This window comes from Ruminococcus sp. HUN007, assembly GCF_000712055.1.
Classification (GTDB): Bacteria; Bacillota; Clostridia; order Oscillospirales; family Ruminococcaceae; genus HUN007.
Genome location: NZ_JOOA01000002.1, coordinates 2,312,946 through 2,327,934, shown reverse-complemented (window position 1 = coordinate 2,327,934; position 14,989 = coordinate 2,312,946). Strand labels below are relative to the sequence as shown.

At 38.0% G+C, this 14,989-nt stretch carries 14 protein-coding genes; 3 read left to right on the top strand and 11 right to left on the bottom strand.

Features of this window, described 5'->3' with window-relative positions:
* Window positions 1-303 precede the first annotated feature (303 nt).
* The 6 genes from CC97_RS14435 to CC97_RS21385 form a co-directional block, all read right to left on the bottom strand.
* Window positions 304-2,688 carry a YfhO family protein gene (locus CC97_RS14435; protein ID WP_278245358.1) on the bottom strand — a complete coding sequence of 795 codons (2,385 nt, stop codon included), beginning with the start codon at window positions 2,686-2,688 and terminating at the stop codon, window positions 304-306.
* A 170-nt stretch (window positions 2,689-2,858) separates the two neighbouring features.
* A complete protein-coding gene (locus CC97_RS21395) occupies window positions 2,859-3,302 on the bottom strand; it encodes a prepilin-type N-terminal cleavage/methylation domain-containing protein (RefSeq protein WP_049962934.1) in 444 nt (147 codons plus the stop codon).
* A 357-nt stretch (window positions 3,303-3,659) separates the two neighbouring features.
* Entirely contained in the window at window positions 3,660-3,890 is a 231-nt protein-coding gene (locus CC97_RS14425) for a type II toxin-antitoxin system MqsA family antitoxin (RefSeq protein WP_044975725.1), read from the bottom strand.
* Window positions 3,887-4,207: a DUF4258 domain-containing protein gene (locus CC97_RS14420; protein ID WP_044975723.1), complete on the bottom strand. Its 321-nt coding sequence runs from the start codon at window positions 4,205-4,207 to the stop codon at window positions 3,887-3,889. Before CC97_RS14420 ends, CC97_RS14425 begins: the two co-directional genes overlap by 4 nt.
* Before the next feature lie 311 nt (window positions 4,208-4,518).
* Complete coding sequence (locus CC97_RS21390; protein WP_049962933.1) at window positions 4,519-5,010, bottom strand: type II secretion system protein; 492 nt, start codon at window positions 5,008-5,010, stop codon at window positions 4,519-4,521.
* Window positions 5,011-5,254: 244 nt separating this feature from the next.
* Complete coding sequence (locus tag CC97_RS21385; RefSeq protein ID WP_049962932.1) at window positions 5,255-5,761, bottom strand: prepilin-type N-terminal cleavage/methylation domain-containing protein; 507 nt, start codon at window positions 5,759-5,761, stop codon at window positions 5,255-5,257.
* A 261-nt stretch (window positions 5,762-6,022) separates the two neighbouring features.
* On the opposite strand from CC97_RS21385, the gene CC97_RS14405 reads away from it, so the two are divergent.
* Both CC97_RS14405 and CC97_RS20700 read left to right on the top strand, forming a co-directional pair.
* Window positions 6,023-7,024 (top strand): ATP-binding protein, encoded by a 1,002-nt coding sequence (locus CC97_RS14405; RefSeq protein WP_207641351.1) that lies wholly within the window; start codon window positions 6,023-6,025, stop codon window positions 7,022-7,024.
* On the top strand, window positions 6,946-7,428 hold the full coding sequence (locus CC97_RS20700; RefSeq protein ID WP_207641353.1) for a DUF234 domain-containing protein: 483 nt from the start codon (window positions 6,946-6,948) through the stop codon (window positions 7,426-7,428). The genes CC97_RS14405 and CC97_RS20700 overlap by 79 nt, the downstream gene beginning before the upstream one ends.
* A gap of 80 nt (window positions 7,429-7,508) precedes the next feature.
* On the opposite strand, the gene CC97_RS14400 is transcribed toward CC97_RS20700, so the two are convergent.
* The gene (locus tag CC97_RS14400) at window positions 7,509-8,579 is read right to left on the bottom strand and encodes a type IV pilus twitching motility protein PilT (RefSeq protein ID WP_081850135.1); all 1,071 of its coding nucleotides are present in this window, start codon (window positions 8,577-8,579) and stop codon (window positions 7,509-7,511) included.
* A gap of 23 nt (window positions 8,580-8,602) precedes the next feature.
* Window positions 8,603-10,273 (bottom strand): GspE/PulE family protein, encoded by a 1,671-nt coding sequence (locus tag CC97_RS14395; RefSeq protein ID WP_044975721.1) that lies wholly within the window; start codon window positions 10,271-10,273, stop codon window positions 8,603-8,605.
* Between the two features lie 95 nt (window positions 10,274-10,368).
* On the opposite strand from CC97_RS14395, the gene CC97_RS14390 reads away from it, so the two are divergent.
* A complete protein-coding gene (locus tag CC97_RS14390) occupies window positions 10,369-11,229 on the top strand; it encodes an A24 family peptidase (protein WP_044975720.1) in 861 nt (286 codons plus the stop codon).
* Window positions 11,230-11,287: 58 nt separating this feature from the next.
* On the opposite strand, the gene CC97_RS14385 is transcribed toward CC97_RS14390, so the two are convergent.
* The 3 genes from CC97_RS14385 to CC97_RS14375 are packed head-to-tail and all read right to left on the bottom strand — an operon-like array spanning window position 11,288 to window position 14,925.
* Window positions 11,288-12,286 (bottom strand): type II secretion system protein, encoded by a 999-nt coding sequence (locus tag CC97_RS14385; protein ID WP_044975718.1) that lies wholly within the window; start codon window positions 12,284-12,286, stop codon window positions 11,288-11,290.
* Window positions 12,287-12,307: 21 nt separating this feature from the next.
* Complete coding sequence (locus tag CC97_RS14380; RefSeq protein ID WP_044975716.1) at window positions 12,308-12,670, bottom strand: prepilin-type N-terminal cleavage/methylation domain-containing protein; 363 nt, start codon at window positions 12,668-12,670, stop codon at window positions 12,308-12,310.
* A gap of 14 nt (window positions 12,671-12,684) precedes the next feature.
* On the bottom strand, window positions 12,685-14,925 hold the full coding sequence (locus tag CC97_RS14375; protein ID WP_044975715.1) for a hypothetical protein: 2,241 nt from the start codon (window positions 14,923-14,925) through the stop codon (window positions 12,685-12,687).
* Between the last annotated feature and the right edge of the window lie 64 nt (window positions 14,926-14,989).

Genomic DNA, 14,989 nt, shown 5'->3' with positions numbered 1-14,989 from the left:
ACGGTTCGTAATAACTATTAGAAAGGCCGAAGCTCCACATTTCGTCGGAATGGAAATCTTCCTTAAGATACACAAATCCGTAAATAATTCTTCCCAGCTGGAGAAAAATTATTACAAATAGAATTATAAAATATACTGTTTTATTTTGTTCAATCTTTTTCTCACTCATCAGCTGTTTCTCCTGCTTATACTTAATTTCAAAAAAAAGTACCGACCGGAAGAATGTCTTATTACAATCTTCCGGTCTGTTATATTATATCATATTTCAGTAAATAGTGCAACTTCAGGCAAACGCATCATTCATCACACTTCTGCAGCTTTTCTGACAGTTTCTCTTCTCCTGTATTGAATAACAACTGCTAAGGAATAGATTACGAGCACTGACAGCGACACAAAAGAAATCTTTTTCCCTTCTGCAAGTCCGGGAGTTTCATAGAAAAACTCTATATCGTTTTCTCCAGGTTCAACCGTTACGGCAGTAAGTCCGTAATGAGCCTTTATTACTTTTACGTCAGCCCCGTTTACTTTTGCGTTCCAGCCTTCTGAGCACGGAACACTAAAGAACACCAGTCCTTTTCTGTCAGTGTTTATTTGAGCATGATAGCCCTTTGAATCGTACTCAAACGAGGAACAGGACTCTGATCTTCTGTCTTCACAGTCCGAATAATAAGTTTCTTCGTCAAGATCCTCAAGCATTGAAGCCGGCAAAGGCTTAATATAATCTCTGTATTCATCAATATCTTCATTATCAAGAACAAGAGCACGAAGCATAGCGAATTGTTTGTACTGATATTTATTTTCAGTAATGTTTTCATCCAGATATCCTTCAAGCGTTTTGTCATCAATGCAGTAATCATACATGAAACCGAAAGGAATGTAACAATCGTTCTTATAAATATAATAGCACTGCTGTTTATCATAAAGCGAACAGCCTGGAAGCTTTACCGGTTTTATCTCAACATTCAGATCATCACCAGTACTCAGATTAAAAATATACTTAACAGAAAGCAAACTGTACGCTGGATAGTCTTCACTCTCATAGCTGCTCATCATATTTCGCTTAATTCCTTTAACATTATAATAAAAGTCATTTATTTCATTTGCCTCAACACTGTTAAAACAACCTGCATTCATATAATCCCAGACCATACCATAATTAACATTGCTGTTAGAGGAAGCATGCGCTATTCTGTAAATATCATCATCATTTATCTGCGGTTCGTATGCAATGAAAGAATCGTGAACTTCTTCTGAGTCAAACCTTGTTTCCGATATGGTACTGTTTATGAAAATTATGAAATTTATAATGTTTAAAGCAACCAGCACTGCCGATATTTTCTTTAAAGTCCCAGGTTTTTTTCGTTCATGTTCATAAACAAAAATTACAAGCAGAAAAATCACTGAAAAAGCCATGCACTGCCAGAACAATACAGGTGTATCAGAAAACTTAAACCACTTTATCTCCGTTTCTATGTTTTCTTTTTTTCCTAAAGCAACACTAAGACGTTCTGATTGTTTGATCACTTTATTAGGCAGACAAAAAATAACGGCAAGTATGACCAGGGCTGCAGCTTCTGTTTTTATACCAATGCTTAAATCATAGCCAGACTCCAGTGATTTAGCAGTCGCAAGACACATTATAAGGACAGGCATGTAATACCATCTGGCATAGTAAGAAGAATTAAACATTGAAAAGATGCTGTTAAGTCCAGGTACTAAAGCAATTATAATGCACACTTTTAAAATGCAGGAAACCCAGCTTTTTTTGTTTGTTTTCAGAAAAGCGGCAACACCTGTTATCGTAAACAGTGGCAGATATAACGAAATTGAAGCCCAGTTATGTGTATTGTCCTGAGATTTAAAAAGCATTCCTCCTGAAGAAGGATCAGGAATAAGGAATAAGCTCTGAAGTATTTTCGGAATTATAGTATTGTCATTATATGAAACAAGATCAACACCGTATAATGTTTCACCTACTCTTTCTGATGAATGAAGTAATAAAACTGTAGGAACAAGTATTATTGCCGCACATGAAACACCTATAATTGCCTCCAGAACTATGTTGAAAAAATTTTTTATGGAAAAGATGAAATCTTTCACGGTACATCTGACCACATAATAAATAATTACAAAAACAGCTATTCCAAAAAAGAAAAAATAATTAGTAGCTGCTGTGACTGCAACCATAATCGCAAAGAACACTTTTTTATTCTCTGTAACAAGAAGGTCAAAAGATAAAAGCAGAAAAGGAAACAGAGCAGTAACATCATGAAAATGGTTAAACACAAGACTTGTCATTTGAAATCCGGAAAACGCATACATATACGCCCCGATAAAAACAGCTTCTTCTTTTTTCACGTAACGGGAAATATATAAATAAGCACCCAGCGCGCCAACTGCTGTTTTAAAGGCAAGCATTACAGGCATCGCATAAACCACTGTCATTCCGGATAATCTTGAAACGATCCAGAAAAAAACGCTGCCAATCAGGTAAAAACCGTATGAGGTCAGAAAATCAGATCCAAGATCAGTCTGCCAGTCCCATCCTATTGTATTATTTTTAACGTAATCAGATGCATGATAATAAAATGGGATCTCCTGAAACGCATAGTCGCCTGCATACAGAAAAAAGCCATGATTTGTTATCGTGTTGGGGATAAGAATGATGAGCATTGAAATGAAACTGATGAAAAAGATTCTGAAAAAAGTTTTTAAGGAATATGTTGTTTTAATAAATACCAGCCTCTCATTAATTTATTCAGTGCGTTATTATGAATCGTGTTAAAACACAAAGAGGACAGAAGTATTAGTTCTGTCCTCCGATTTTAACTATTCAGATTTATGATAAACCAATATAATTATTTACCCCAAGTTGAAGCTGTGTTACCGCTTGCAGCATTTGCTAAAGCAGTTCCAAGAGACTGCTTAGTTGTTACTGTATTCGGGCATGGATTCGGGTAACCACCCTGCCAGCCGTTTGTAATAGTAGCTGCTGCTGTAACGATATTCTGATCAACTGTTATATCCCAGTCATAACCAGCTGTAGCACCATTTAATGAAGCATCTACTTCATCTTCAATGTCAGACTTACCAGTAACATCTGCGCATCCTCTTGTTTCATGTTCCTGACAAATTGTCTGAGCAGCTGTGAAAACTGACTTAGCATTAGCGTTAGCTGAGTTGATAGCAGCCTTTCTTACCCAACCCATCATAGCTGGAACAAGGATAGCTGCGAGAACACCGATGATAGCGATAACAACGATAAGTTCGATAAGTGTAAAACCTTTGTAATTCTTTTTCATTTTAAATTTCCTCCTAAAATATAATAAGCCGTTTTTTAAACGTTCGATATTGTACTGAGAGAATCAGATTTTCCATGACGTCCTGGAGCTCTGTGCGTTCCTCTCTGTACCTTATGTTCATATTATAGCACCATGTTTTTTGTTTGTCAACGAAATTGAAAGCCCAAAATGGAAGATTGTATACTTATTCAAAATATCCAAAACTTAAACGATTAAGTTTCTTCTGTTTTATATAATCTATATAATTCGTGCATTATTATTCATGGTTAACAGCGGACAAAATCAGGCAGTAAAGGATGTTTTTGTTTATCCTTTACTGCCTGAACGGGTACATATTCATCATACCAAAGAGTAACATTAGGCTGCCTTGGTATAATCCATAATAAAGATCTTGCTGGCGATATTCTGAACCTTATCCAGAATCTCTTCTATTTTCTCCATAACCGAAGCAGAATAAACCACTTCACCACACTGAGCACATTTGTAGCACGGAACATTTTCGATAATAACATAGCAATTATCGAGTTGGGCGAAATATGTATTCTGGGATTTTACCAAAGAATCAGCTTTACAAAGTAAACATCTCATTGTTTATTCTCCTTTCTTGTTTTTAAATCTTCATTCCAGTTCTTCAAATCAGGATGGTACGCTGTTATAATTCTACTTGATGTTCCTTCATCACTCATACAAACATGTATGGGATTATCGTTTGAATCATTACCATATATCAAACAACTTGGAAAAGGATAATCTTCCGGATATTGCTCAATAATCTCACCATTATGAATAGCTACTCTGATATCTTTGATTTTTATTCCACGCTGTCGAAATCTTTCTGAGGCGTGTTCAGTTACATAGATATTATCCTCTTCATCATATATTCGTAACTTTTCAATGTCAATCACTTTTCTACTCCTTCGATTGATTCGATTTTTATTTCTCTTCCTACTTCTATTATTATAATATATTATTCAGTATTTTTCAATCATAACATCGACATAATAATTTCCAGATTTTCTGAGTGCTTCAAAATCGGTTTTTCCGACACCAACCTTAAAATTCATTTGCAAGTCTCCTTTCAGCAAAAATCAGGTCCACTCAAAGAATAACTTTAGTTTAGACGAAAATTATATATTTGTCAATAGCTATAAGTAAAAAAAGACCACCGTGGGGATACACGGTGGAGTAAAAGTATTATGTTAATAGTTAATCAATATTAGTTCCATCCGTTTACGGCGCAATCCAGGAAAACTGATTCGTCTTTACCAGTTGTATCGTATTCCTTGGTACACTGAATCGGAAAACCGCCAACATTCTTATAGTCATTATTGGTAAATATAACTGCGCGCACCTGACTGTCCTTAAGTCTTGCTGCCCACTTCGCATGAGACATATCAGTAAGCTCTCTGTCTGCAGCTTTTAATGCAGCTTCTGTTTCAGGTTCAAGTGTGGCACCTTGAAGAACATAATCGGTTCCATCAAAGAAAAGTGTACAGTCTCCGGTAAGATTGGCACTACCGTCTTTATCAAGATCTGTCATGACAATCTGAAGCTGGGTACAAATCTCACTTGCGTTATTGTTATAGGTAGCTACCCTTGACTTCATTACCCATCCCATCATTGCAGGAACGAGAATAGCCGCAAGTACACCTATGATAGCAATAACCACGATAAGTTCGATAAGCGTAAATCCCTTAAATCTTTTCATTTTTTATTTCCCCTTTCTTATTTTTTGACACTACATACTACACAATCAGAAACACTTTATCCCCGTATAACTGGTTTCTAATTGATTAAATTATAGCACCGGTATTCTGTAAAGTCAATAATTTCGGTACATGGTACAATTTGGTTTGTTTATTACATACATGAATGATAAAATACTGTACCATAATTTATGCATTTAGATTCTTTTGCACATACACTTAAAGAGGAAATATTCAATCTACATATCAACTCCAACCGGATTCAGCACAATCAAGTAAATCACTCTTAGACTTTCCTGAAATTTTTATATCCTTGGTATTCTGATACGGAAATCCGCCAACGTCCTTATAATTATTCGAAGAAAATATAACTGCTTCAATCGTACTGTCATTTATTCTGGCAGCCCACTTCGAGTTTGACATATCTGTAAGATTATCATTGATCTTAGCAAGTGCATCTTTCATATTCTGCGTAAGAGTACCGCCGTAAGTTACCTCAAACTTATCTGAAGGTTTCGAACTATCGTATTCAAGTATACATTCACCTGCTATAAAGCCATCACCTGAACGGTCAAGATCAGTCATGACAATCTGCAGCTGAGTACAAATCTCGCTGGCATTATTGTTATAGGTTGTTATGCGCGACTTTTTAACCCATCCCATCATTGCCGGAACAAGTATAGCTGCAAGTACCCCGATAATGGCTATGACAACTATTAATTCAATCAGCGTAAAACCTTTTATTTTTTTCACGAAAATCCCTCCCCTATTATGCTATAAAGCGTCATCAAATCCTTAAGATAATTGTATCATATTTTATCAACATTATCAATTGCTTTTGTACACTAATTTCATATATCTATTTTACTTATTGCATCAATAATGTAATTATAACACTTACACAGCTATTGACAATTTAGTGAATCAGGAGTATAATAATCGTAATTCACTAAATTAGTTTTTTTCAAAGTTCTGACAAACTATTTTTAATACAACAGAAAGGCGGTAATCTGAATGTTTATAGGTCGTAAAAACGAATTACAGCTGCTTGATTCTTTAAACACATCCGGAAAATTTGAATTTCTTGTTCTTTTCGGACGAAGGCGTGTCGGAAAAACTTCTTTGTTGAAAGAATTCAGCAAAAACAAAGAGATTATTTTCTTCTCCGCTCAGGAAAAAAGCGATTTTCTTAATCTTCAGGATTTTTCTAAAACCGTTCAGTTCTTCTTTGAAGGTCACAGCTTTAGTAGTTTTGACAGCTGGCAGATTGCATTCGAATATATTGATCATAAATCTTCTGAAAAACATACAACTATTATAATCGACGAATTTCCGTTTATTGCATCAGAGAATCCTAGTGTTAAGAGTATTCTTCAACACACTATTGACCACAAATGGAGTAATAAAAATATATTTCTTATTCTATGCGGTTCAAGTGTAAGCTTTATGGAGAACGATGTAATGGGATACAAAAGTCCGCTTTACGGTCGTTCAACCTCACAGCTTGAACTGCTTCCATTCGATTATGTGGACAGTGCTGAATTTTTTAAAAACTACACTGCAGAAGACAAACTTGCCGCATACGGAATTCTAGGCGGCATCCCTTGCTACCTGCAGGCTTTTGATGCTGACAAATCTATACGCAATAATATAGCGGCCAACATACTCCGTACTGGCGCCTTTCTGACTGAGGAACCACAATCACTTTTAAAGATGGAACTACGAGACCCAGCCGTGTATAACAGCATTTTTGAAGCTATTGCAAACGGAGCAAGTCGGATGAACGACATAACAACAAAGATACACGAAGATGCTTCAAAATGCAGTAAATATTTGAAAACACTTATTGATCTGAAACTTATAAGCCGTAACACTCCTTGCGGTGAAGATGAAAGTTCACGTAAAACTTTATACACGATCAGCGATAATTTCTTCTCATTCTGGTATCGCTTTATTTTTTTACAGAAAAAAGCTATTATGAGCTTATCGGTGAAGAAGCTGCGGCTGATGAAATAACTGCTCCTGAATCTTTCAATGATTACATGGGAATTATTTTTGAAAACATATGCAAACAGTATATGATACGACTTGCCAAATTAAAGAAACTTCCTTTTATTCCGCATCAAATCGGCAAGTGGTGGGGAACGAACAACAAACTAAAAAAACAGGATGACTGCGATATTCTTTTGCTTGGCAAAGGAGATAAACAAGCAATTTTCTGCGAATGCAAGTATAAAAATTCACCGCTTGACAAGAAAGAATATGACGATCTGTGCGCTACTGCCGATAACTTCAGCAATATCCGTGAAAGATACTTTTACTTTTTCAGCAAAGGCGGATACACTGAATGGATAAAAGAAAAAGCTCAAACCAGTACAAATATAATCCTGGTTGAGCCTGCTGACCTTTTTAATCTTTAAAAAAATCAGATCCATGAAACTAACCGTTCCATGGATCTGATTTTTGGTTTATGACAAACTTTAATTCATTAGTCTGTGAATTAGTCGCCTGAGTTAAGGAAACGATAGAATTCTATCTTATCCTGGCACTTGTCGAGCGCATCTCCTTCGTGAATGATGCCCATTCTTACCATACGAGCGAGCTCCTGGTCGAGACACATCATGCCGAACTGCTTACCTGTCTGGATAGCAGACTGAATGAGGTGAACCTTGTTGTCACGGATCATTGCTGATACGGCGTCAGTAACGTTGAGGATTTCCATTGCTGCTATACGGCCCTTGCCGTCAGCCTTAGGAATAAGTGTCTGAGCCATGATACCAACGAGAACGTTAGCAAGCTGTGTTCTGATCTGAGACTGCTGGTATTCAGGATAAACGTCGATGATACGGTTAATAGTATCAGCGGCAGATGTTGTATGAAGTGTTGAAAGAACCAGGTGACCAGTTTCGGCTGCTGTTACCGCAGCTGTAACTGTCTCCAGGTCACGCATTTCACCTACGAGGATGATATCCGGGTCTTCACGGAGAGCTGAACGGAGCGCGCCTGCGAAGTCAGGAACGTCAGGACCGATCTCACGCTGGTTTACCATACATCTCTTGTGTTCGTGAACGTATTCGATAGGGTCTTCGATTGTGATGATGTGAGCGCTCTTGTTAAGGTTAGCGTAGTCAAGCATAGCTGCGAGTGATGTTGACTTACCTGAACCTGTAGGACCTGTGATGAGCACGAGTCCTCTTGGTCTCATAGCGAAGTCTGCAAGGATCGGAGGAAGTCCGAGATCCTCGAGAGTAGGGATATCGTTTCTGAGAAGACGAAGAGCGATAGCAGTATGATATCTCTGACGGAATACGTTAACTCTGTGACGGTAGCCTCTCTTTGTTACATATGAGAAGTCACAGTCAAGGTGCTTGTTAAGTCTGTCGCGGAGTTCGTCAGGACAAATCTTGTGAGCGATATCTGAAATAGCTTCCTCGTCCATAAGATCATATGAACTAAGCTTTCTGAGATTACCGTTAAGTCTGACTACCGGCTGCATGCCGAATGTGAAATGTAAGTCAGAGCAGCCAAGTACTCTGGCTTCATCAAGTATCTTATCAATATCTATTAGCATTTTCTACAAACCTCCGTTTGATATTATACAGAATAAGTAACACGAACAAGTTCGTCGATAGTAGTTCTACCCTGCTGTACGAGTTCTGCAACGTTATCACGGAGAAGTTTTGTACCGTTTCTCTTGGCAGCTTCTTCGAGCTGTTCCTTGCCGGCACTTTCAGCGATAAGTGTTGAAATACCTGATGTACAGTGAATAATTTCATGAATAGCAGTTCTTCCCTTGTAACCAGTGTTGTTACACTCAGGGCAGCCAACTGCATCGTATATCTGAACAGAATGATCAATGTGCATGAGCTGGTTTTCTTCATCTGTTGACATTCTTGGTCTGCGGCACTTAGGGCAGATAACTTTAACAAGTCGCTGTGCAACAACGCCGATGAGTGATGTAGCAACCATGTAAGGTGCAACACCCATATCGATAAGACGAACGATTGTAGAAGCAGCGTCGTTTGTATGAAGTGTTGAAAGAACTAAGTGACCTGTGATAGCAGCTCTGATCGCGATATCCGCAGTTTCAGAGTCACGCATTTCACCGATCATTACGATATCAGGGTCCTGACGGAGGATAGAACGAAGAGCTGCTGAGAATGTCATGCCGGCCTTCGTATTAACCTGACACTGGTTGATACCTTCGATATTCTTTTCGACAGGGTCTTCAACTGTTACAACGTTTACGTGCGGCTTAGCGATCTCACCAAGAGCAGCGTAAAGAGTTGTTGTTTTACCGGAACCAGTAGGACCTGTTACGAGCATAACGCCGTGCGGACACTTGAGCATGCTTTCGAACATCTTGTAGTTGTAATCATTCATACCAAGGTCAGTGATCTTACGAAGAGCAATCTGACCGGTTGAAAGAATTCGGATAACTATCTTTTCGCCGTTTACTGTAGGAAGTGAAGATACACGGACATCAAGTTCTGTACCGTCAACGACCTGTGAGAAACGACCATCCTGAGGTATACGCTTTTCAGCGATGTTCATACCGGAAATGAGCTTGATACGTGTAGCAAGAGCATTCTGAACTGCGCTTGAAACGCTCATGAGCTCGATAAGGTCACCGTTTACACGGATACGGATTCTTGTAAATGTCTTGAATGGTTCGATATGAATATCGGTAGCTTCTGCTCGGAATGAGTTTTCTACGATTGTAGTAGCAAGCTTAACGATAGGAGCGCTTTCAACTCTTTCCTTCGACTCTTCGTCATTGAGCTGCTCAGTACCGAACTGGCTGAGGCTCTCATTAACGCTGTCGATGTTTGCCATTGTGTACTTTTCACCAATAGCCTTGTTGATGGAAGAACGTGTAGCAAGTACTGGAATAGTATCCATACCAGTGATTACCTTAATATCTTCGAGGATATTAAAGTTGATAGGATCGTCAGTAGCTACTGTAAGTCTCTTACCTACGATGTCAATAGCGATAACTGTGTGCTTTTTCGCAAGTGATTCCGGAATCTTGCTTACTGCTTCGTCATCGATCTTGAATGTTGCAAGGTCAACATAAGGTACCTTAAGTTTTCCTGCAAGTGCCTGTGCAAATTTGATTTCGGACATATAGCCCATGTCAACGATAACTTCACCGAAACGTTTTGATCCCTGTGATTCACGCTGTGCGAAAAGAACTCTTTCAAGCTGCTCGTTTGAAATCATGTTCTGTTCAACAAGATACTGACCTATTGGTATGTTTCTCATAACCGGCCTTCAACTCCTTAAAAAAATTTCTTGAATAATGTAGTCTTTTATGTTAGAATGATGATATAAAATTTTATAATATAGGAGGATAGATCATGATCTATTTTCGATTTCTTGATATACCCGCTTACTTTATAGCGTATATCATCATTTCATTTTTTGGACTGTGTATTGGCAGTTTCCTAAACGTCTGTATTTACCGTCTCCCACTTGAGGATCCGGCTGAACGTTCTCTTGTAAAGAGGAGTTCCCACTGTCCTAAATGCGGTGCCAAGATCCGCTTTTATGATAACGTTCCTGTCTTCAGCTGGCTTGTTCTTAAAGGTAAATGCAGAAACTGCAAAGAACCGATCTCGAAGCGTTATCCACTTGTCGAAAGTCTGAACTGGTTTTTATATATGTTAGCTCTGACATTTATTGATGTCATGAACTACCCGGTTCATGCGATTCTTATTGCACTTTTCTTTTCCGTTCTTATCGTCATCGGTTTTATCGACTACGATACAATGGAGATCTACCCGAGTCAGCTTGCCCTTATCATTATCTTAGCTGTTCTTGATGTGATCTTCGGTCACACTATCACCATTCCACAAAGAATAATCGGTGCTCTAGCAATAAGCGTTCCGTTCTTTATTATCGGTGAAGTTTCACGTATTTTTATCAAGAAGAAATACGGTGAAGACTTCAGAGGAATAGAACTTGGTGATACTTTTCTGATGCTTGTTTCGGGACTTCTTATCGGTCCTAAATGCATTTGTGCCTCAGCATTGATTGGTATCTTTACTGCAGCCATTGTTGGTATTATCAGCAAAGCCAAAGGTAAAGAATCAAAACTTGCTTTCGGTCCGTATTTAGCAATCGGACTTGTATTCGGTTCCCTGTTCGGCAATCAGATGATTGACTGGTACTTAAATATGTTAAAAGCACCTGAGGTTTACTCAATGCTTTTAAGATAAATAAGCATTAAAAATTAAGGCAGTCTTTGCAGTGCAAGGACTGCCTTTTCTAATATAATCACACAACGTTTTCAATAGATGGTGCTTTGGTAAAGATATAGTAAATATCTTTAGATGATCTGAAATCCGAAGTAGGTGTTTTGGCCTGTGCTCTTGAAGTGTCACTGTCAAACCATTCAAATCTTCTTCTTTCTACGTTCGATATCTTTTTTCCTCCAACATCAGCAAACTCAATAATCTCATTTGAATTACCGCCTGCATGCTTGAAGAACAAATTCTTAAGTTTAAAAGTGATTGTTCTGTTTGTCATAGTATCACTTATCAGAACATTAGCTGGATTTGATTTATCACGGGTTCTTCTGTACATCTTGATACCCATTGCGAGGTTTGTCGGATCAACAGCCCCGTCAAGTACATCAACAAGGTCAAGATACTTATAATCTCCGTTTGTTTCATCCTTGACTGCAGTCTGAAGAGAAATATCAAAAGCATAGTCATCGTAATAGTCAGTTTCTGAAGACCATTCGCGAACATCCTCAGGTGAAGTAGAAGTTACACCTTTATATCTTGACAACGTAATAGTTCCCGGATGACTTGCAGCTGGAATTGATGTTACAGTAGAAAGGTCCATTGCTGGATTGTTAATATGCAAAACAAAAATTTCTATATCGTTCTTAAATTTAGAATATGGATAAATTCGTTCTGTAGTTATTTTTCCTGAATGATCATCAGGTTCAACCTCACCTGCAACGAAATAATAATTTTTTCTGAATTCATTTATTTCATTTACTATTGCAGCAGATTCAGTTGAATCATCCGCGCCCAGTGACATATTAGTATACAGCCACATTCTGTCTGCATACTGAATATGATCACCTACGTAGCGACGCATATTTTCACTTATTGCCTGTGTGTCAGCCTCATTGTAAGTGTTGTTGTATACTTTTCTAACCGGATCAAGAAAACTAAGTACAACAGCCATAATCATACCGAAGATTGCTACAACTATGATCATTTCGATGAGGGTGAAACCTTTAAGTCTTTTCTTTTTATTCATTTATAAAGTACACCCCTTTTATCACGGGCCTGGAGCAGGCGGTGTTGGATTTACAAAATACCTGTAATTTCCTACTCTGTCACCAACTGTTTCGCCCTGTTTAACTTCGTAAGAATCTACCGTCAAATCAGCCGATCTGCCACCACCAGTTACCTGAAGATTAATATCAATATTTTTTTTGTCAGTTTCATCGCCAAGCTTTGCTGAAGCAAAAGGCGACTGTACTGCGTTCTTTTCAGATACTCTATGTGCAACTCTAAGATTATGAACAGCACTTACACCTGCCACTACAACTATCATTGACATAATAGCCATTACTGCAATAGCTATAATAATCTCCATAAGCGTCATACCCTTAAGGGATAATTTTTTTTGTTTTTTCATTCTTACCCCTCCTTTTAGTATGTGGAATAACCTTCCACTGCAGTCCATGTATAGTCATCAGTATCTCCCGGATCTTCATCAGCAACCGGTGGATCATCAACGTAAAAATATCCGTATTTGTTATCAACGTCTATATCTTCAACTTCAAGCGAACCTATATAGGCAATTTTTCTTTTTCCTGACACTACTATCGGATTAAGCTTTTCTGTTGAGCCTGATTTATACATATAATATGTATATTCCATTTCCTTTTCTGTATTTACCGCTTCAGCCCTGAACTTTCCTTTTGGCATTACGATATCCCCGGTATACATAAATTCATTGGTACCATAGATATTTACTACAGAATCAGAAGGTGAGAACATAAAAATGTGAGGAACAAGATTACCGCCCGGGTATGAAGAAAATACAAGTTTATCATTTTTCTTTGAACCAAACATATAATCATAATATGTTTTTGTCATGATTTTTGTTCCTTTAAAATTAAGATTTCTTCCGGTTCCTGATTTTTCTACAAAAAACTTAACTTTACCTGTTCCGGAATCGTCAACTATAATTGTCTTATAATTAATTCCGCCAAGATCAGACTTGATATTGATCCAAAGATCTTCCCCATCCGGAGGATTAATGTAAATAGTTTTAGAAACTTCCTCCTCAAGATGAGAAGCCGCTGTCCAGTTACATGATGATGTTATAGTATCAGATGTACCATCGTAATTATCCGGACCACTATAACCAGATGTTTCTTCAACGCCTACAAATTTACCTTCTGAAGTTCTGATCATTCTCTTGATGTTATCAAGTGTCTGAATATAGCTCTTACCGCTTTCTTCTGTTGTGAACGCAGTGTTAAAATTTGCAGCTACGGCTGAATCTTTAGTGTTCAACTGATTTTTAAATGTATCTAATGATTTTCCAAGACCGCTTTCCTTTACTGTTGCAGTCTTGATCTTAGTATCGTCATTAATAGTTCCGCCTACAAAGACCTTGCCCTTAACGTCTATATCACCGGATGCTATTGTTAAATCACCTAAAACGCAAAGGTCACCGTTTATAGTTAAACCATTTCCTTCCTTGGTAAAGTTTCCTTTACAGTAAAGACTGCCGGTTTTTAGATTGGATGTGCCGCTTCCGCCAAGTACCTGACTTGCCCAGTCTGTTAAATTAGAACCACTAACGTTAATTTTATTATCAAGGTTTTCACCCATGATCATAAGATTAATATTACCGCTCAGTTCAGCATTACTGTTTAAATCAAGCTGATTACAATAGAGATTGAGCATTCCTTTTTTTCCGGCATCAGGATCCAGTCCGGAAACCTTCAGTCCTTTACCTCCGTCGAGTTTGCCGTCTATATATAAATACGGAGCATTGTAAAACTTTTCGGCTGTTGTATCTGTCAGATAAGCTGGAGGATAATTGGAAATAACATCAACAACAAGAGCATGGTCGATATGAACATCGCCAGTAACTCTCATACCACTGTAATAACCGCTTTCAGGATCATTTCTACCTAAGAAAATCTTTGTTCCGCTTTCCTTCATCTCAAAAGTTTTCATATTAAGAAAAACGTCGCCGCCAAAAATTGAATCGTTGGCTGCACCACCACGGTATTTGCTGGCATCAGGTACTTCGATACCGGCATACATACGACCAATAGTACCAGGACCATCCTGTGAATAGTCTCCAGACTTAAGACTTCCGGTAGCAATAAAACCACCGCCGTTAGAGTCTGTGCTTTTTCCAAGTTTATTACCTACAACATAAGTAGAATATGTAGATGTCTCTCCACCCATAGTTACTGATGCAGATACTTTTATTATTTTCTCATTTTCATGTTTATTGCCATCTTGAACTGACATCGTGAAATCAGATCTGTTATCAGCAACATATGTAAATGTCAGTGAATTTACTGTTCCGTAACCTGGAATGGTCTTAGAACCATTAGCAGTAACATCAAGTGAAACAGACGATTTTTTAGTTCCAAGACTATCTACTATAGACTGACCAAGAGCTTTCATATCATCGTCAGTACTTTTAGGGCCAAGTAACTCAATAACATTATCAACCAGATCCTGAGCTGTATACTTTGTCTGATTATCATACCAAGTGGAATATGCGCGCTTACTTGCCATGCCTGCCAGGCCAATAGCTGACAGCATAATAAGGAGTATGAGGATCATGACAACAAGGGTTGTAAACAACACAGAACCTTTAAACCGTTTGGACTTAACACTTTTTGTTTCTGTGCTCATAATTAACTCCACCTTTCTTCAAAATTTACATTTATAGGGAGACTGCTTTCCGACAATCTCCCTG

Excerpts from the sequence above, each read along its gene's own strand:
- CC97_RS21395 (WP_049962934.1), bottom strand. The coding sequence starts at position 3,302 with ATGAAAAAGAATTACAAAGGTTTTACACTTATCGAACTTATCGTTGTT.
- CC97_RS14425 (WP_044975725.1), bottom strand. The coding sequence starts at position 3,890 with ATGAGATGTTTACTTTGTAAAGCTGATTCTTTGGTAAAATCCCAGAAT.
- CC97_RS21390 (WP_049962933.1), bottom strand. The coding sequence starts at position 5,010 with ATGAAAAGATTTAAGGGATTTACGCTTATCGAACTTATCGTGGTTATT.
- CC97_RS14405 (WP_207641351.1), top strand. The coding sequence starts at position 6,023 with ATGTTTATAGGTCGTAAAAACGAATTACAGCTGCTTGATTCTTTAAAC.
- CC97_RS14400 (WP_081850135.1), bottom strand. The coding sequence starts at position 8,579 with ATGCTAATAGATATTGATAAGATACTTGATGAAGCCAGAGTACTTGGC.
- CC97_RS14395 (WP_044975721.1), bottom strand. The coding sequence starts at position 10,273 with ATGAGAAACATACCAATAGGTCAGTATCTTGTTGAACAGAACATGATT.
- CC97_RS14390 (WP_044975720.1), top strand. The coding sequence starts at position 10,369 with ATGATCTATTTTCGATTTCTTGATATACCCGCTTACTTTATAGCGTAT.
- CC97_RS14385 (WP_044975718.1), bottom strand. The coding sequence starts at position 12,286 with ATGAATAAAAAGAAAAGACTTAAAGGTTTCACCCTCATCGAAATGATC.
- CC97_RS14380 (WP_044975716.1), bottom strand. The coding sequence starts at position 12,670 with ATGAAAAAACAAAAAAAATTATCCCTTAAGGGTATGACGCTTATGGAG.
- CC97_RS14375 (WP_044975715.1), bottom strand. The coding sequence starts at position 14,925 with ATGAGCACAGAAACAAAAAGTGTTAAGTCCAAACGGTTTAAAGGTTCT.